Source organism: Mesorhizobium amorphae CCNWGS0123, from assembly GCF_001686985.1.
GTDB classification, from domain to species: Bacteria; Pseudomonadota; Alphaproteobacteria; order Rhizobiales; family Rhizobiaceae; genus Mesorhizobium; species Mesorhizobium amorphae.
Map to the genome: position 1 here is coordinate 4,987,834 of NZ_CP015318.1, position 18,202 is coordinate 5,006,035.

The window sequence follows — 18,202 nt, forward strand, 5'->3', positions numbered from 1 at the left end:
CGAGGCCTACTTCTGGATGCAGGTGTCGACCGTGTCCTTGGTGCATTCGTCGAGGCCGGTGAAGACCGGATCGTCGACCTTCTTGCCCTCGATCAGGTCGATCATCACCGATGGCGCCTTGTAGCCCATCTCGAACGGCCGCTGGCCGACCAGTGCGGTGACGAGGCCCTCACGAGCGATCGCCACTTCGTCACCGATCGTATCGGCGGCGCCGATGACGAAGGCGTTGCTGGCGATCTTGTCGGCCATCGGCTTGAACAGATCGCGGTAGGGTTGCGGTGCACCGAACAGCGGCCATCCGCCCATAATACCGAAAGCGTCGAGGTCGGGGTTGGCGGCGAGGATGTCGGTCATCGCCTGCACGCCCTTGGCGCCGTCGTCATTGGTGAACACCGGGCAGCCGGCGACTTCCGTCCAGCCACCTTCGCCGGCGAGCGCCGCGAGGCCTTCCTTGCCCGAAAGCGCGTCGCGCATACCCTGCGCACGGCGCAGGATGTTGTCGGCAGCCGGATTGCCCTCGATGGTGCAGATCTTGCCGCCGTTCGGCTTGCCCTTCTTGATGTACTCACCGATCTTGAAACCCATCAGGTAGTTGTCGGTACCGAGGTAGGTCTTGCGCAGGCCGGCATCTTCCTTGGCCAGGTCGGCGTCGATTGTCATGATCGGGATCGACGGATTGGCGCTCTTGATCGTCTGCGCGATCAGCGGCGCGTTGGACGGCGAAATCGCCATTGCCACCGTGTCGGGCTTGCTCAGCATATCCTGGACGATCTGCGCTTCGCCGGCCTCGTCGGAGGTCGAAGCCGGACCGGTGTAGAAGCACTCATACTCCGAGCTGGCGTTTTCCTTGTTCCATTTCTGGCAACCTTGATTGATGGCCTCGAAGAACGGATTGTCGAGACCTTTCACGACGATGACGAGCTGTTTCTTGGCCAAAGCCGGCCCGGCGCCCAACGCCATGACGGCGACAGCGGCGAGCAAAAGTGATTTCCTCATGTCAGTCCTCCCTTGAAACAGACGGGCACGGCGTGCCCGCCACACAGATCAACCCGGACCGAGCGATGACAGAGGGTCGTTTCACGAGCACTCTTGCCGCAAGGCCAGGTCGATAAGCATTTCCAGATACGGTCCTGGACGGCGCCCCCAAAGGGGCATTGCCGAATCCAGGGACCCCATAACCTCCACTGATCCCATCCGGCGGACCGGCCGATGGATCGGCATAATCTCCTCCGACGCTTAGCTAATATCGGCGTGCCGCCAACGTCAATTGCTATTTGTCCTACAAAACGGATTTTTGGAAAAAGATGCGTTCAATTCGTCCGACAAATGATTGACGCTTGCATGAGCATTCGCGTAAATGCGTGAAATCGCCCTTCCCGGGAGGAGCTGGGAGAGCGAGGCCGCGGGGACAACCGCAGGCCAGGAAACATGGGAGGCATGAAGGCTGGTGGCGGTTCTCGAACTCACCAACATCTCGAAACATTTCGGCGCCATCCAGGCGGTCAACGACGTGTCGCTGTCGATCGAGCCAGGGCAGGTCGTCGGCCTGATGGGCGACAACGGCGCCGGCAAGTCGACGCTGGTCAAGATGATCGCCGGCAATTTCCGCCCGAGCCACGGCACCATGCAGATGGACGGCAAGGAGCTGATCCTGCACAAGCCGGTGGAGGCGCGCCAGCACGGCATCGAGATCGTCCACCAGGACCTGGCGCTGTGCAACAATTTGACCGCCGCCGCCAACGTCTATCTCGGCCGCGAGTTGCGCCGGGGCGTCGGACCGTTCCGCATCCTCGACTATGCCGCGATGTACAAGCGCGCCGGCCAGATCTTCGCCGAGCTGAAGTCGGAGACCCGACCTCGCGACCTCGTCAAGCAGATGTCGGGTGGCCAGCGGCAAGCTGTGGCGATCGCCCGCACCATGCTTTCGCAAGCCAAGATCGTGCTGATGGACGAGCCGACCGCGGCGATTTCGGTGCGCCAGGTGGCCGAGGTGCTGAACCTCATCCGCCATCTGCGCGACCAGGGCATCGCGGTCGTGCTGATCAGCCACCGCATGCCTGACGTCTTTGACGTTGCCGACCGCGTCATCGTTATGCGACGCGGCAGGAAGGTCGCCGACAAGACGATCGCGTCGAGTTCGCCCGAGGAAGTCACCGGGCTGATCACCGGCGCCATCGAACAAGTATTGTGAAATTGATGCGTCCGGAATTTCGCAACCGCGAATGCGCCGGGTTGGCGCGGTCCGCAGCCGCCAGGAAAGGTCGATAATGGCAGTCACCCTTGATCAGACGATCGCGCAGAAACAGCACACCTTGCTGTCACGGATATTTGCCAGCCAGACCTTCTGGGTGGTGATCGCCGTCATCCTCGCCTGTCTGTTCCTGTCATTTGCCACCGATGCCTTCGCCACGCAGAAGAACCTTTACAACATCACCCGCAACATCACCTTCGTTGCCATCATCGCACTCGGCATGACCTTCGTCATCATCACCGGCGGCATCGACCTGTCGGTCGGCTCGGTGCTTTGCTTGTGTTCTATGGTCCTCGCGGTCACCATGCATGCCGGCTACAGCATCGAGGTCGGCATCGCCGTCTCGATCGCGACGGCGCTCATCATCGGCGCCTTCAACGGCATATTGATCGCCTATCTCGGCTTTCCGCCCTTTGTGGTGACGCTCGGCATGCTGTCGATCGCGCGCAGCCTGGCCATGGTCGCCTCCAACAACACGGTCGTCTTCCAGTTCGGACCGGACCACGACAAGCTTCTGGCACTCGGCGGTGGCGCCTGGGTGTTCGGCATCGCCAACCCGGTGCTCTACATGATCCTGCTGGCGCTGATCACCGGCTTCATTCTGCGCTGGACCAAGTTCGGACGCCACATCTTCGCCATCGGCGGCAATGAGCACGCGGCGACGCTCACCGGTGTTCCTGTCAAGCAGATCAAAGTCGCGGTCTACATGATCTCGGCGCTGGCGGCCGGCATCGCCGGCATCATCCAGACCGGCTGGCTGGGCGCCGTCACCACCAATCTCGGCACAGGCATGGAGCTGCAGGTCATCGCCGCCACCGTCATTGGCGGCGCCAATCTTGCCGGCGGCGTCGGCACCGCCTTCGGCGCCATTGTCGGCGCGGCGCTGATCGAGGTCATCCGCAACAGCCTCGGCCTGCTCGGCATCAACGCCTTCTGGCAAGGCGTGTTCATCGGCGGCGCCATCCTGCTGGCGGTCCTGTTCGACCGCATCCGCAACTTCAGGCGCAACGACTAGCTCTCGACCGGGGCCGTTGTACCATCCGGCTCCTATCGCTCAGTCTGAAAATCGGCCGGCCCAAGGCATGGCGCGCCCAGGTCTCGTGCCTACGCCTTGACGCGGGCACGACCCCCGCCGCACTATCCACTCAGCAGACGAAGGGAGGCCAGTCGCCTGCGGGAGGATATACCCATGACGGAAGCGATCAGGCTCTATTGGGGCCGGTTCGGACATGTTTCTGTCCTGAATGTCGCCAATGACTTCGTCACCCATGCCCATGTCGAGGCGCATCTGATCATCTGGCTGGAAGGCACGGCCGGCGAGATGACCATCGGCCGCGAGACGGTGCGGCTCGGCCCCACCACCGCCGCCGGCATCAACTCCTTCCAGCCGCACAGCCATGCTCTGTCCCATGACGGCAGGCCGGGTCTGTTCCTTGCCTTCTACATCGATCCCGACTGGGCGCGCCGGCGCCGCGACCTGCCCTCGTCCGCGCCGCTGTTCGCACAGGCGGCGATCACGCTGGAGCCCTGGCTGCACCAGGCGGCGGCCAGCCTGCTCGATCACCTCAGCGACAATGAGAGCATCGACGACGTCGCCAATTACGAGATCGAGCGCTTCATCGACAGCGTGCTCGACGCCGCCGACGCCTCGGCCCCGCAAGTGTCGCGCGGACGCGTCAACACCATGCAGGATTTCCGCGTCCGCAAGGCGATCCAGCTGATGAAGGCCAATGTCTGCGAGCGCATCTGTTTCGACGACGTGGCGCGCAGCGTCGGCTTGTCACGGCCGCATTTCTTCGCCCTGTTCAAGGAACACACCAATCTGACGCCCAATGTCTACTGGAACACGCTGCGCATGGAGGAAGCGGTGCGGCAGTTGCAGTGGTCGGAGGCGCCGCTGATCTCGGTCGCCTGCAATCTCGGCTTCACCACCCAGGGCAATTTCTCGCGCTTCTTCCGCGACCATGTCGGCGTCCCGCCGACGCTCTACCGCGAGGCCGCGCGCGCTGCCGCCTGAAGCAGGCGGCCCTTTTTCAGACTATTTGATACGCGATCAAGACGCATTGATAAGCGCTGCCGGCCGCACCGCCCTACCCTTGATGCAGATGTCTTCGCAAGGGAACGAGCTTATGGCGAAAGTCAACATATCCAGCGTCATCGACGCGCCGGTCGAAAAGGTCTGGGCGTTGATACGCGACTTCAACGGCCTGCCGAGCTGGCATCCGCGTATGGTCGAGAGCCATATCGAGGACGGCAAGGACGCAAGCACGATCGGCTGCGTGCGCAACTTCGAGCTCGTCAGCGGCGCTCGCATCCGTGAAAAGCTCCTCGATTTTTCCGACCAGAATTTCCTCGTCAGCTACTCCATCCTCGAAACGCCGCAGCCGATCACCAACCACAAGGCGACGCTGCAGCTGCGGCGCATCACCGACGGCGACCGCACCTATGCCGAATGGAGCGCGAGCTTCGACGCGGCACCCGAGGAGGCCGACAAGCTGGCCGAAGGCATGGGCGCCAATGTCTTCCAGGGCGGCTTCAACGCCTTGAAGACCCACTTCGCCGGCCAAGGCTGAAAACCCAGGAGCGCGCCATGACGCTTGCGCTGCAGACCTTTTCGACGGTGAAAGACGCCAATGCCGCGCTGCAGGCCGCCGGCACGCGCTATCTCGGCGGCGGCACGCTGGTCGTGCGCGCCGCCAACGAAGGCGATATTTCTGTCTCCAGCCTGGTGCGCGTTACCGAGACCTCCCTGCAGGCGATCGCCGTTTCCGGCGGCGAGGCTCGGCTCGGCGCCTCCGTCACCATGGCGGCGATCGCCCGTCATCCCGAGCTTGCCGCGCTCGCACCGGCCGCGCGTGCCGTCGGCGGGCCGGCGATCCGCAACATGGCGACCGTCGGCGGCAATCTGTTCGCGCCGGCGCCCTATGGCGACTTCACCGTCGCGCTGCTTGCGCTGGATGCCATTATTGTCACCGAGGACAGCGAGGTGCCGATCCAGACCTTTTTGGCCGGGCGCGACGCCAGCCGCGCCATCGTCACCGGAATCACCTTCGTTTTGCCCCGCGCGGAGAGCTTCCGCTTTCTCAAAGTGTCGCGGGTCAAGCCGAAAGGGGTTTCGGTGCTGAGCATCGCCACGCACCTGCAGCGGGCGGCCGACGGCACGGTGACGTCCGCGCGGATCGCCCTTGGCTGCATGGCCGACCGGCCGATGCGCGCCAGGGCGACCGAGAAGGCGCTGCTCGGCTGCAAATTGACCGCTGAGGAGATCGCGCCGGCGCTCGCCGCCGCCGGTGAAGGCACGTCGCCGATCACCGATCCGGTCGCCAGCGCCTGGTATCGCAACGAAGTTCTGCCGGTCCATCTTGGCCGGCTGCTGCTCGCATAACATCGGCCGGGGGGCGCGCGCCTGTCCGATGCTTCGGGCAGGCGCGCTGGGAGGAAAAAATGGCAAAGGTTCCGGTTCAGTTCACGCTCAACGGCGCGGAAAAGGCCGAATTCGTCGACAGCGGCACGACGCTGCTGCACGCGCTACGCGACAAGATCGGCGACACCTCGCCGAAAGGCGGCTGCCATCAAGGCACCTGCGGCGCTTGCTCGGTCATCATCGACGGTGAGCTCCGGCTCTCCTGCCTGACCCTGGCCGAAACCTGCAACGGCGCCGAAATCAGGACAACGTCGGGCCTCGCCGAAGCCGGCGTCCTGCATCCGCTGCAGCGCGCCTTCCTCGATGCCTTTGCCACGCAATGCGGCTTCTGCACGCCGGGCATGATCATGGCCGCCAAGGTGCTGCTCGACCACACGCCCAACCCCAGCCGCGAAGAGGTGGTCGAGGCGCTGTCCAGCAACATCTGCCGCTGCACCGGCTACGAGCCGATCATCCAGGCGGTGCTGCGTGCGGCCCGCGCCAATTCGCAGAACGCGGCCTGAGGGAAGCAAAATGGAACTGCGCAAGAACTATTTCGCCGATGTCCGCAAGGACGGCCTCAACGAGATCGGCCAGCCGAGGCCGCGCCTGGATTCGCCCGGCCATGTCACCGGCAAGACCGCCTATTTCGCCGACCGCAATTTTCCGGACATGCTGCACCTGAAGATGGTCCGCAGCCCGCACCATCACGCCCGTATCCGCTCCATCGACACATCGGCAGCGGAGAAACATCCGGGCGTGGTGAAAATCCTCACCGCCAAGGACGTGCCGCACAATGTCTACACCATCCTGATCCTGATCCAGATCGGCCCCGAGGACGAAACCGTGCTCGCCGACGGCAAGGTGCGCTGGAAGGGCGAGGCGGTGGTCGCGGTACTGGCCGAGACCGAACGCGCGGCGCAAGAGGCGGCCGCCAAGGTCAAGGTCGACTACGAGGTGCTGCCGGCCGTCTTCGACATGGAGGAAGCGCTGAAACCCGGCGCACCTCTGGTCAACGAATATCACGGCCAGAACCACTATCTCTATGACAGCGGCGAATGCCGCAAGGTGCGCTTCGGCGATGTCGAGGCCGGCTTCGCCGGCGCCGATCACATCCTCGAACAGAGCTACCAGTCCTCGCCGATCGAGCACGCACCGACCGAGACCACGGGCTGCGTCGTGGCGCCCGAAGGCAATGACCGCTTCACCTGCTACACCAACACCCAGGCAATGTTCTTCACCCTCGACAACACTTCGATCATCCTGCAGATGCCGGGCAGCAAATTGCATTTCGTCGGCGGCACCGTCGGCGGCGGTTTCGGTGGCAAGGTCGACGTCATCGTGGAGCCGATCGCCATCCTCGGTGCCAAACTAACCGGACGCCCGGTCTGTTTCATCTACAGCCGTGAGGAGGAGATGCAAATATCGTCACCCCGCGCCGCCGAAAAGGTCGTCATCAAGGACGGCGTCATGAAGGACGGCCGCATCGTAGCGCGCAAGGTCACCGGCTACACCGATGCCGGCGCCTATTCGCGCCATTCGCCCTATGGCGCGCAGAAAGGTGCGGCGCACTATCCCGGCCCCTATACGATCCCCAATGTCTGGATCGACACCTATTGCGTCTACACCAACCGCACGCCCTCCTCGGCCATGCGCGGCTTCGGCGTCACCATCGGCGACTTCGCGCTGGAGGTGCAGATGGACAAGCTGGCGCGGCTGATCGGCATGGACCCGCTCGAATTCCGCTTCGTCAACGCCTATCGCGACGGCGACATGAAGGCACATCGGCAACCTACGGAAGGGGCAGCACTTATCGAGTGCATGCAGGAAGCCTCGCGCGCCGCCAACTGGCCGGTGGCGGAAGAATTCATGGCTATGTCCTCCTATACGAAGGGAGCTTGAGATGGCGATCAGGCGCGGACGCGGCGTCGCCGCGATCAACTATCCGACCGGCATGAATCTCGGCGGCGACCCGACCCAGGCGCTGGTGCATTCGACGCCGACCGGCAATTTCATGGTCACGCTCTCCAGCGTCGATCTCGGCCAGGGCATGAAGCAGATCATGGCGCAGATTTGCGCCGAGACGATCGGCGTGCCGACCGACCGCGTCAGCATCGACACCGCCGACACTGATACCGGTCCGCACTGCATGGGCACTTTCGCCTCGCGCGGCACCCATCGCGCCGGCAACGCCGTCATCCAGGCCGCCAAGGAAGCCCGCCAGGTGATGCTGGAAGTGGCGGCCGAGGAGCTGGAGGTCAACGCGTCGGACCTCGAAACCGACGGCCAGGGCAACATTCTGGTCAAGGGTGCGCCGCAGAAATCGATCTCGATTTTCGATGTCGCGTTGTCGGCACATTTCAAGCGCGGCCGCTCGATCTCCGGCCGCGGCATGTTCCTGATTCCGCGCTCCTATCCGGAGAAGGAAACCGGCGCGATGAAGCCGTCGACCTGCTACGCGCATGCCTGCACGGTGGCCGAGGTCGAGGTCGACGACGAGACCGGCGAGGTCACCGTGCTGACAGTAAAAAACGTCTTCGAGATCGGCCGCGCGCTGAACCCGAAAATGGTCGAGCAGCAACTGGTCGGCGGTTCCTGGATGGGCATCAGCCACGCGCTCTATGAGACCACCGAGCCCTATTATCCGAACCGCGATCATGGCGGCACCGACTTCAACCAGTATTTGATGCCGGGGCCGGGCGATCTTGCAGAAACCGAGATCATCGTGCTGGAGCGGCCGTCGGCCGACGGACCGTTTGGCGCCAAGGGGCCGGGCGAAATGTGCGCCAATCCGCAAATCCCGGCCGTGGCCAATGCCGTGTTCGACGCCGTCGGCGTGCGCATCGACACGTTGCCGATCACGCCGGAACGCATCCTGCGCGCGCTCAAGGCGCAGGCCGCGAGCTGAGGGGCGAAATGCCTGATCCAAGCGCCGAGACTGTCGTGACCTCGCCGGAGGCGGTGGTGGCGCGGCTTGCCGCTTCGCGCTATCTGGCCGATGAGAGCCTTGCGACCGCCATCTTTCTGGCGATCCGGCTGGGCAAGCCGCTGCTGCTCGAAGGTGCGCCCGGCGTCGGCAAGACGGAGGCTGCCAAGGCGATCGCCGAATTGCTCGGCCGCGAACTGGTGCGGTTGCAATGCTACGAAGGCATCGACGCCGCGCATGCGCTCTACGAATGGAACTACCAGCGTCAATTGCTCGCCATACGTCATGCCGGCGAGCACGAGATCGACATCTACGACGACCGGTTCCTGATCGCCCGGCCGCTGCTGCAGGTGCTGCGGGCGCCGGAGCAGCGCGTGCTGCTGGTCGACGAGATCGACCGCTCCGATCATGAATTCGAAGCGCTGCTTCTGGAATTCCTCTCCGATTTCCAGATCAGCATTCCCGAGCGCGGCACGATCCGCGCCGCGACGCAGCCGATCGTCATCCTGACCTCCAACCGCACGCGGGAACTCGCCGAAGCGTTGCGCCGGCGCTGTGTCTATCACTGGATCGGCTATCCCGACGCCACACGTGAGGCCGAGATCATCATGCTGCGCACTGGTGATGTCGCTGAGGCCACCGCGCGTGCCGTGGCCAATGCCGTGCAGACCATCCGCGCCCGCCCGCTGGCGAAGCCCCCGGGCATCGCTGAGGCTGTCGAATGGGCCAACGCCGCCACCATCCTCGAAAAAGGCGGCAGCCCGTGGCCGGAAGCCTTCCGCCGCGCCATCGGCGTGCTGATCAAGGACGAGGAGGATCTGTCTTCGATCGCGCCGGAGCTCGGCCGTATCGTCGAGGAGGCTCTGGCGTGAGCCGCGACCTCACCGACCCCTTCTCCCCGTTCACGGGGAGAAGGTGCCCCGAAGGGGCGGATGAGGGGCAGCGCCATGATGGGCAGAAGGTGGCGCTGCCCCTCACCTGCCTGCCGGCATCGGGGGTCGAGCCGCCTGTCTCGACCCGTCCTTCGGACCCCCGTGAACGGGGAGAGGAGAGCTTGCCCCGCGCCGCCGCGCCGCTTCTCGGCTTTGCCCGGCTGCTGCGCCGTTGCGGCTTCGCCATCGCGCCGCAGCAGATTTCCAGCTTCATGCAGGCGATCACGCTGCTCGGGCCCCGCTCGATGGCCGATATCCGCGAGGCGGCATTGGCCACGCTTGCCCCCTCGCCCGACCGCCGCGACGAGTTCGAGACGCATTTCCGCAGCTATTTCTATGGCAATGGCGCACCCGCGATCGAAGGTGAGAGCGACGAAGAAACCCGCATCAAGGATGATCGCGGCATGCGCGAGGAAGAGAACCAGACCACCCGCCAGGAGAAAGGCGGCGAACTTTCCTCGGCGATCGAACAGTTGAGCAGCCGCGACTTCCAGCTTGACAGCGACAGCCTCGCCCCCTTCCGACGCAAGCTCGCCTCCGCTCTGCCCGCCCGTCGCTCCTTCCGCACCATCCGCACGCGCTCGCGCGGCACGCTCGACCTGCGCCGCTCGCTCAGCGAAATCGTCAGTGCCGATGGCGATATCCCCTCGCCGCTCCTGCGCCGCCGCCAGACCATACCGCGCAAGCTGCTGCTTTTGATCGATGTCTCCGGCTCGATGAAGCTGCACACGGCCGACTACCTCCGGCTGGCCCATGCCGCCGTGCAGGGCGCCGGCCGCGCCGAAGTGTTCACCTTCGGCACGCGGCTCACCCGCATCACCTCGGCGCTACGCATCCGCGACCGCGGCCAGGCACTGGCTCGCGCGGCCGCACAGGTCGACGACTGGGATGGCGGGACGAGAATGGGACCGACGCTGCTCGCCTTCCTCTCGGTGCCTCGCTTTTCCGCCTTTGCGCGCGGGGCGGCGGTGGTCATCCTGTCGGACGCGCTGGAGCGCGGCGACCATGCCGAATTGGAGACCGCGATGCGCCGGCTGAGCGCCCGCGCCTTCCGGCTGTCGCTGGCAACGCCGCTGGCTGGCGATCCGCGCTTTCGCCCAGCGACGGCGGCACTCCGCGCCGTCCTGCCGGTGCTCGACGATCTGTTTGACGGCTCGTCGGTGAAAAGCCTCACCGATTTCATCCTGTCGCTCGCCCGCCCCGCCCCGGCGGCCGCAGCCATCTGGAAGGGGGTTTCGTGATGCAGAAAGCGATCGACGCGCATTTCCACATCTGGCGCCAAAAGGACCAGCCCTGGCTGGTCGGACCGATGGTGCCGCGCATTTTTGGTCCCTACGAGCCGATCCGCCGCGACTATCCGATCGAGGAATTCCTGGCCGACCAGAAGGGCGCCGGCGTCGAGAAGGCTGTCTATGTCCAGACCAACTGGGCCAAGGAAGACTTCGAAAACGAGGTCGCCTTCCTGCAGAAGACCGCGGAAGAAACCGGCTGGCCGCATGCCATCGTCGGCTATGCCGACATGACGGTCGACGATGTCCGCCACCAGATCGACCGGTTGAAAAAGTATCCGCTGCTGCGCGGCGTGCGCATGCAGCTTCACTGGCACGAGACACCAGCCTTCCGCTTCGCCACCTCGGCCGACCAAGTCATCGACCCCAAGGTGCGGACAAATGTGGCGCGGCTGAAAGACTATGGCCTGTCCTTCGACCTGCAGCTTTTCCCGGCACAGATGAAAGATGGGCTGACGCTGGTCGGCGAGAACCCCGACACCAATTTCATCCTCACCCATGCCGGCATGCTGACCGCCATGGAGCCGGAAACCACCGAGGCCTGGAAGGCCGGCCTGCGCGCTTTGTCCGCCGCGCCCAATTTCTACGCCAAGCTCTCCGGCCTCGGCACCTTCGTCCACCGCAACGACCCGGCGCTGATTGGCTATATCGTCGACAATGCGATCGACATCCTTGGTTCGGATCACCTGATGTTCGGCTCGAACTTTCCGATCGAAAAACTCTGGACCAGCCACGCCGAACTGATCAAGGCGCACCGCGCGGCGGTGGCGAAACATGGCGCGGCGGCAGCGGCGGATGTTTTTTGGAACACGGCGGAGCGGGTTTATCGGCCGGTCTAGCGTGGCGCGTCGGTGCAAAAAATTCGACGTCAATTGTCCAGCGCATGGCCCGAAACTTCGGCGCCCGCGCTGCGCGGCAATGCCAGGAAACGGAACGCGGCGGCCAGCCCGATCACGCCGATCACAAGGAAGGCTATCCGGAAGTCGACGAGATCGAGCGCCGGTTGGCCTCTGGCGATCTGCGACAAATTGAGGATCGCCGCCGCGACCGCAACGCCGAACAGCATCGCCACCTGCTGCAGCATGCTGGACAGGGTCGCCGCGGAACTGCGCTGCGTGGCCGCGATGTCGGCGAAGGCCAGCGTGTTGAGCGCGGTGAACTGCATGGAGCGCGAAAGGCCGGCGATCAGCATCAGCGCCACCACCAGGGCTTGCGGTGTCTGCGGCGAGATCGCCGCGCAGCCGATGATCGACAGGGAGGCGACCACGCCGTTGACGACCATCACCGAGCGAAAACCGAAGCGCCTCAGCGTCGGCGTCGTCACCGCTTTCATGCCGAGATTGCCGAGGAAATAGGCGAGGATCATCATGCCGGCATCGATCGGGCTGAGGCCGAAGCCGACCTGGAACAGCAGCGGCAACAGGAACGGCGTGGCGTTGATCGCCACCCGGAAGATGGTGCCGGCCGACAATGTCGAGAGGGCGAAGGTCAGCACCTTGAACGATGAAAGATCGAGCAGCGGATGCGGCGTGCGCAAGAGGTGGCGCACTGCCAACCAGCCGATCAGGCTACCAAGGGCGAGCAGCATCACGGTCGGCAAGACGCCATCCTCCGCATGCGCGATACGCTCGAGGCCATAGAGCAGGCAAGCGAGCCCCGCCGATGTCAGGAAAAAGCCCGGCCAGTCGAGCGGTTTGGGTTCGGCTTCCCGATCGCCGGGAACGAAGCGGGCGACCAGCACCAGGCCCGCCAGCCCAAGCGGAATGTTGATGAAGAAGTTCCAGTGCCAGGAGAGCGCAGTGGTGATGAAGCCACCGAGCACCGGCCCGACCACCGGCGCAAACAGCGCCGGCCAGGTGATCAGCGCGGTGGCGTTGAGCAATTCCGATTTGGAGGCGTTGCGCAGCACCAGGATGCGACCGACCGGCGTCATCAACGCACTGCCGAGGCCCTGCACCGCGCGCGCGGCGACGAATTCGGTCAAATTCTCCGAGAAGCCGCAGGCGATCGAGGCCAGCGTGAACAGCGCTATCGCCGCAAGGAAGATGTTGCGTGCCCCGAACCGGTCGGCGAGCCAGCCGGACAGCGGCACGAAGACCGCCATGGTCAGCATGTAGACGGTAATGCCGATGCTCATCGCCACCGCCGGCACGCCGAAGCTGGCTCCCATCTGCGGCAGCGAGGTCGAGATGATCGTCGAATCCAGCAGCTGCATGAAGAAGGCGATGGCGACGATCAGCGCCACGCGCCGCGAATTCGTGGCCGTTTTTGACGAAACTTCACTTTCGGGGATGGCAGTCATGACGAACCGGTTTGAACAGCATTTGGCCGACTGCGTCCAGATATCGACTAACAAACTTTCGTGTCGCCTCGCCGCCTGCTATGGCATGAAGGGGGCTCCCGGGAACCACGCACGCATGAAGCCCATCTATATCGACTACCTTAACGCCCTCGACATCGAGGCGCTTGCCATGACCGATGCCGAAATCATCGGCGCGGTCGAGGCCGGGCTCGTCGCCCAGGGCAACGGCCAGACCGTGATCGAGCCGCGTGTCCATCTCGAGCCCGACCCGTCCTTCCATGGCCATTTCAATGTTCTGCGCGGCTACGTCGCGCCGCTCGATGCGGCCGGCGTCAAGATCGTCGGCGACTATGTCGACAACTACAAGCATGGCCTGCCCTCGGAGTTCGGCATCCTGAACCTGTTCGATCCGCGCACCGGCACGCCGCGCGCGATCCTGGACGCCACCGTCATTACCGACATGCGCACCGGAGCGATCACCGCCATCGGCGCGAAACATCTGGCGAAGAAGACATCGAAGGTGCTCGCCCATATCGGCGCGCGCGGCACCGCCTACTGGAACGTACGTCTGCTCGATCATCTCTTCGACTTCAACGAGATCCGCGTCCATTCGCGCCGGCCCGAAAGCCGCGACGGCTTTGCCGCCAAACTGGCGGCCGACCTTGGCAAGCCGGTCACGGCGGTGGCCGACTGGAAGACCTGCGTCGAAGGCGCCGACATCGTCGTCGAAGCCTCGCGGCTGCCGGAACCGCAGCCGCTGCTCAAGACCGAATGGATCAAGCGTGGCGCGCTGGTCGTGCCTTACGGCACGATGAGCGCAGTGGAGCTGTCGCTGACCGACATCATGCAGAAAATCGTCGTCGATGACTGGGGCCAGTGCAAGGGCGGCAAGTTCGGTTCGCTGCGCGCCCATGTCGAGACCGGACGGCTGAGCGAGAAGTCGCTGCATGCCGAACTCGGCCAGATCGCCGCCGGGCTGAAAGCCGGACGTCAGAGCGACGGCGAGACGATCCTGTTCTGGCATCGCGGCCTGTCGCTGTCCGACATCGCGCTCGGCAAGGCGATGCTGGCCAAGGCCCAGGCGCAAGGCATCGGCCAAAGGTTGCGTTTCGCATGAGCCCGCTCGTTCTCACCGGCGCCGGCGTCAGCATCGAGGACGTCGCATCCGTCGCCCGCGAGGGATGCAAGGTGGAGGTTACGCCCACTGTCTTGGAGCGGCTGGTCAAGGCGCGCAAGGTGCTCGATGACGCCGCGGCCGCCGGCCAGCAGATCTACGGTCTCAACACCGGGCTCGGCGCCAATCTCGGCACCTCGATCAGCGGCGACGCCAGCGCCTTCCAGCGCCAGCTTCTCGACGGCCGCAGTGGTGCGGTCGGCGAGCCTTTACCCTTCGAAACCGTGCGCGCCGTCATGTTTGCCCGGGTGGCGATGCTTGCGGCGGGCGGCTCCGGCCTGTCGCCGCATGTGTTCGTAGCCTTGCTCGACGCGCTCAATGCCGGTGTCCATCCGGTCATGCCGTCGCTTGCTTCGATCGGCGCCGGCGACCTGGTGCTGATGGCGGCGCTCGGCCGCATGCTGATCGGCGAAGGTGAAGCCGACTATCAGGGCCGGCGCATGCCCTCGGCCAAGGCGCTGATGATGGCGCGCCTCGCGCCCGTAAGCCTGGCACCCAAGGACGGGCTGTCGCTGATCAATGCCTCGGCCGGCTCCACCGGCAGCGGCGCGCTGGCGCTCGCCGATGCGCTCTCTGCCTTCGCCCAACAGCAGCAGGCCGGCGCTCTGACCATGGAAGGCATCGGCGCCAACCACACCATCCTCGACCCGCGCCTGCATCTGGCGCGGCCCGCCGCTTGCCAGCAATTGGCGGCAAAGGGCCTGCGCGAATTGCTTGCCCGCAATGAGCCCCCCGCGCCGACGACCTTGCAGGATCCCCTGTCGATCCGCTGTATGCCGTCGATCCACGGCGCGCTGATCCAGGCGATCGATCACGCGCGGCTGGCCGCCGAGATCGAACTCAATTCAGCTGCCGACAATCCGCTGGTGCTGGGCGAAGACGAATTGGTGCTGTCGACCGGCAACTTCCACACCGCGTCGCTGGCATTGGGCTTCGAGACTCTCGGCCTCGCCATTGCGCAAGCGGCCGCCGCCTGCGCCGCCCGCTTCATCCAGCTCACCGGCCCCGGCCGCAACGGCTTGCCGAAATATCTGTCGCCGCTCGGCGGCGCCTCGGCCGGCTTCGTGCCGCTGCAAAAGACAGTGGCGGCGATCCTGGCCGCGCTCCGTCACAAGGCCAACCCGGTGATGCTCGACTTCCTGCCGGTCTCGGAAGGCGTCGAGGACCATGCCACGCAAACTCTGCTGGCCGTTTCGAAATGCGCCGACATGATCGCGCTGTGGCGGCGGTTGATCGCCTTCGAACTGATGGCCGCCGCACAGGCGATAGACCTGCGTGAAGGACTGATGCTGGCGCCGGCCACCGGCGTCATCCATGCGGCCGTGCGCACGCACGTACCGAAACTCACCGAGGACAGGCCGCTCGGCGTCGAGGCCGAGGCGCTCTACGCCGCGCTCGCCAAGGGGAGCTGGCAGGCGTAGCTGCTGTCAGCGAGCCGAACCAAGCGCCCCGCGCTCACCTCGTGCCGTCCTTGCGGTTTGGGACGCGATCAATCGATCTCGATCATGACCTTGCCGGCCTCGACCTTGACCGGGTAGGTCCTGAGGTTGACGCACACCGGAGCCCCCTTGGCCTGCCCGGTCTTGTAGTTGAAGCGGCCATTGTGCTTGGGGCATTCGATGATCTCGTCCATGACGAGGCCGTCGGCGAGATGCGCCTTCTCACGCGTGCAGAAGCCGTCCGTGGCGAAAAACTGATCGTCCGGCGAGCGGTATATCGCAAAGCTGCGGCCGCCATGATCGAAGCGGATAACATCCTCCTCGTCGACATCGTCCACGGCGCACGCAGCGACCCATTCGGCCATCTTTTTCTCCCGGTCTTGACCCCATAATCGCCGGCGAAAACCTATTCGGCCGCCGCCGACATATCGGCCTCGTGGAACTCGCCGCGATAGGGCCGTGCCGTCGGCGGCAATTCGCGCTTGAGGTAATAGTCCTCGTATCTCAGCTGCCTCAGCAGCACCGGCCAGACCTCCCGATAGGCATGCCAGATCGACGGGTTCGCCACGGGCAGATCGTGCTTGATCAGGTCGTGCAGCCTGGGCAGCGCGTGGTAGGGTACCATCGGGAACATGTGGTGCTCCACGTGGTAATTCATATTCCAGTAGATGAAGCGGCTGATCGGGTTCATGTAGACGGTGCGGGTGTTCAGCCTGTGGTCGACGACATTGTCGGCGAGCCCGATATGCTGCAGCAGGCCGGTCATCACCATGTGCCAGGTGCCGTAGAGGCGCGGCAGGTCGATCAGCACCAGCGGCAGCCATGACTTAAGCGCGATCGCGATAGCGATCGTCGCCACGTACACAGCGATATGCCAGCGCGCCGCCAAGACCGCTTTCCCCTGCTCCATCTCGGGCACGTAGCTCTTCTCGTCGTCCGACAGCCTGCCCAACGCCTGGCGCAGCAGCGCCGGCAGTGAGTAGCGGAAATCGAGTATGCCGGTGAAGGCCAATCCCGCCTTCAGCAGGTCCGGCGGCCGCATCACCGCGATCTCGGCGTCGCGCCCGACGATGATGGTGTCGGTGTGGTGGCGGGCATGGCTCCAGCGCCATGTAACCGGATTGCGCATCACCATGAAGCTGGCGATCTGGTAGACGACATCGTTCATCCAGCGCGTGCGGAAGGCGGTGCCATGGCCGCATTCGTGCCAGCGCGAGTCGCTGGAGGAGCCGTAGAGCACGCCATAGACGACCAGGAACGGCACGACCCACCAGGTGCTCCAGAACCAGATGATGCCGGCCGCCGAGCCCAGTATGGCTGATATCCAGATGATCGTGTCGCGGATCGCCGGACCGTCCGAGCGCTGCATCAATTCCTTCATCGCCTTGCGCGAGACGTCGGTGTGGTACCATTCGGCCGAGGCAAGCCCGGTCTCGATCGCCCGGCGGGTGCTTTCGCCGACCAGGCTGTAATCGCGTTTCGTCTTGGCCGTCGTCGCCATTGTCACCTCCCGCCGGCCCTCAAAGGCCGTTGGCGCGGAATTTCCCATCGAGGAAAGTTTTCGCGCGCGGCACATCGTCTTCGGTCAGATGCTCGATGATGACCGGGATGTTCGGGTGCTTGTCGCTGAGCCGCTTCAGATAAAGGTCATAGTTGAGCGAGCCGAGACCGGGTGCCGGCAGCTCGATCTCGCCGACGCCGCGGAACGTCAGCCCCTCATGCGCATCCTCGTCGCCGATGTCGGCATGCTTCTCGGACTTGTCGCTGCCGGCGCGCTTGACGTCCTTGGCATGCGCGATCCTGATCTTGTCGGTCAGCGTGTCGAACACCTGGTTCAGCACCTGGTCCATGCGGTCGATGTTGTGCGCCTCGAAATAGTTTGTCGGATCCATCAGCAGACCGAGCCCGGGATGGTCGACCTGGGCGAACATCCTCACCGTCTCCTCGACCGAACCGACGACGTTGTTGACATAGGTTTCGAGCAGGAAGACCGCACCATGGTCATAGGCGGTCTGGGCGAGGTCGGAGAGCACGTTCCGGCATTCCTCGAACCCTTCCTCGGTTTTGTTCCTGGGGTGATGCACCCAATCGGACTCGGTGTTGTAGGTGCCGGTCTCCGAGATCACATAAGGCGAGCCAAACTCGCGCGCGTTGCGGATAATCTCTTTGAGATAGGCAAGCCGCTTCTCGCGCTCGGCTCTGTCCGGATGGATGATGTTGGTGTAGCCCGACAAGCAGCAGATCGGCAAATCGTGGTCGCGGAACGTATCGCGGACCTTTCTTGCCTTGTCCTTCGTGATCTGCCCGGCCGAGAGGTCGATTTCCTTGAAATGCAGGTCGAGCTGCACCGTGTTGAAGCCGAGGGCGCGAATGCGCCTGGCGACCTCCTCCAGCTCGTAGGGGAAATAGCCGGTGAAGATACCTGCCTGCATCATGATGTGAACTCCTCCCAGTAAGCGATTCAGCTGCCACGCTATTCGGCAGCC

Annotated in this window: 18 protein-coding genes; 13 read left to right on the forward strand and 5 right to left on the reverse strand. The window is 64.4% G+C overall.

Annotation, left to right across the window (positions count from 1 at the left end; genetic code table 11):
• Positions 1-6: 6 nt before the first annotated feature.
• The gene (locus tag A6B35_RS23535) at positions 7-996 is read right to left on the reverse strand and encodes a sugar-binding protein (protein ID WP_006202798.1); all 990 of its coding nucleotides are present in this window, start codon (positions 994-996) and stop codon (positions 7-9) included.
• Positions 997-1,447: 451 nt separating this feature from the next.
• Here A6B35_RS23535 and A6B35_RS23540 point away from each other — a divergent pair, with 451 nt between their 5' ends.
• From A6B35_RS23540 to A6B35_RS23590, 11 genes are all read left to right on the forward strand, one after another.
• The gene (locus tag A6B35_RS23540; RefSeq protein WP_006202797.1) at positions 1,448-2,191 is read left to right on the forward strand and encodes an ATP-binding cassette domain-containing protein; all 744 of its coding nucleotides are present in this window, start codon (positions 1,448-1,450) and stop codon (positions 2,189-2,191) included.
• 76 nt (positions 2,192-2,267) lie between these two features.
• A complete protein-coding gene (locus tag A6B35_RS23545) occupies positions 2,268-3,266 on the forward strand; it encodes an ABC transporter permease (RefSeq protein ID WP_006202796.1) in 999 nt (332 codons plus the stop codon).
• Between the two features lie 174 nt (positions 3,267-3,440).
• On the forward strand, positions 3,441-4,268 hold the full coding sequence (locus A6B35_RS23550; protein WP_006202795.1) for an AraC family transcriptional regulator: 828 nt from the start codon (positions 3,441-3,443) through the stop codon (positions 4,266-4,268).
• 112 nt (positions 4,269-4,380) lie between these two features.
• Positions 4,381-4,824, forward strand: a complete 444-nt coding sequence (locus tag A6B35_RS23555; RefSeq protein WP_006202794.1) for an SRPBCC family protein — start codon at positions 4,381-4,383, stop codon at positions 4,822-4,824.
• 17 nt (positions 4,825-4,841) lie between these two features.
• Positions 4,842-5,636, forward strand: coding sequence for an FAD binding domain-containing protein (locus A6B35_RS23560; protein ID WP_006202793.1), 795 nt, complete (start codon positions 4,842-4,844; stop codon positions 5,634-5,636).
• A gap of 59 nt (positions 5,637-5,695) precedes the next feature.
• Positions 5,696-6,178: a (2Fe-2S)-binding protein gene (locus A6B35_RS23565; RefSeq protein WP_006202792.1), complete on the forward strand. Its 483-nt coding sequence runs from the start codon at positions 5,696-5,698 to the stop codon at positions 6,176-6,178.
• 10 nt (positions 6,179-6,188) lie between these two features.
• Positions 6,189-7,556: a xanthine dehydrogenase family protein molybdopterin-binding subunit gene (locus A6B35_RS37230; RefSeq protein ID WP_006202791.1), complete on the forward strand. Its 1,368-nt coding sequence runs from the start codon at positions 6,189-6,191 to the stop codon at positions 7,554-7,556.
• 1 nt (position 7,557) lies between these two features.
• Positions 7,558-8,562, forward strand: coding sequence for a xanthine dehydrogenase family protein molybdopterin-binding subunit (locus tag A6B35_RS37235; RefSeq protein WP_006202790.1), 1,005 nt, complete (start codon positions 7,558-7,560; stop codon positions 8,560-8,562).
• Between the two features lie 8 nt (positions 8,563-8,570).
• Positions 8,571-9,452 (forward strand): AAA family ATPase, encoded by an 882-nt coding sequence (locus A6B35_RS23580; protein ID WP_006202789.1) that lies wholly within the window; start codon positions 8,571-8,573, stop codon positions 9,450-9,452.
• Positions 9,449-10,753, forward strand: coding sequence for a vWA domain-containing protein (locus A6B35_RS23585; RefSeq protein WP_244425939.1), 1,305 nt, complete (start codon positions 9,449-9,451; stop codon positions 10,751-10,753). Before A6B35_RS23580 ends, A6B35_RS23585 begins: the two co-directional genes overlap by 4 nt.
• Positions 10,753-11,640, forward strand: coding sequence for an amidohydrolase family protein (locus A6B35_RS23590; RefSeq protein WP_006202787.1), 888 nt, complete (start codon positions 10,753-10,755; stop codon positions 11,638-11,640). The genes A6B35_RS23585 and A6B35_RS23590 overlap by 1 nt, the downstream gene beginning before the upstream one ends.
• Positions 11,641-11,669: 29 nt before the next feature.
• Here the strand turns inward: A6B35_RS23590 and A6B35_RS23595 are convergent, their stop codons facing one another.
• Positions 11,670-13,103, reverse strand: coding sequence for a DHA2 family efflux MFS transporter permease subunit (locus A6B35_RS23595; RefSeq protein ID WP_040582932.1), 1,434 nt, complete (start codon positions 13,101-13,103; stop codon positions 11,670-11,672).
• A gap of 115 nt (positions 13,104-13,218) precedes the next feature.
• Between A6B35_RS23595 and A6B35_RS23600 the strand changes: the two genes are divergently transcribed.
• The gene (locus A6B35_RS23600) at positions 13,219-14,220 is read left to right on the forward strand and encodes an ornithine cyclodeaminase family protein (protein ID WP_006202785.1); all 1,002 of its coding nucleotides are present in this window, start codon (positions 13,219-13,221) and stop codon (positions 14,218-14,220) included.
• Positions 14,217-15,698 (forward strand): HAL/PAL/TAL family ammonia-lyase, encoded by a 1,482-nt coding sequence (locus A6B35_RS23605; protein ID WP_006202784.1) that lies wholly within the window; start codon positions 14,217-14,219, stop codon positions 15,696-15,698. The genes A6B35_RS23600 and A6B35_RS23605 overlap by 4 nt, the downstream gene beginning before the upstream one ends.
• Positions 15,699-15,766: 68 nt before the next feature.
• Here the strand turns inward: A6B35_RS23605 and A6B35_RS23610 are convergent, their stop codons facing one another.
• Genes A6B35_RS23610 through A6B35_RS23620 form a run of 3 tightly spaced genes read right to left on the reverse strand, consistent with a single transcriptional unit; the run spans position 15,767 to position 18,151 of the window.
• Complete coding sequence (locus A6B35_RS23610) at positions 15,767-16,081, reverse strand: MocE family 2Fe-2S type ferredoxin (protein WP_006202783.1); 315 nt, start codon at positions 16,079-16,081, stop codon at positions 15,767-15,769.
• A 41-nt stretch (positions 16,082-16,122) separates the two neighbouring features.
• Positions 16,123-17,217, reverse strand: a complete 1,095-nt coding sequence (locus A6B35_RS23615) for a fatty acid desaturase family protein (RefSeq protein WP_006202782.1) — start codon at positions 17,215-17,217, stop codon at positions 16,123-16,125.
• Between the two features lie 19 nt (positions 17,218-17,236).
• On the reverse strand, positions 17,237-18,151 hold the full coding sequence (locus A6B35_RS23620; protein ID WP_006202781.1) for a sugar phosphate isomerase/epimerase family protein: 915 nt from the start codon (positions 18,149-18,151) through the stop codon (positions 17,237-17,239).
• Positions 18,152-18,202 lie beyond the last annotated feature (51 nt).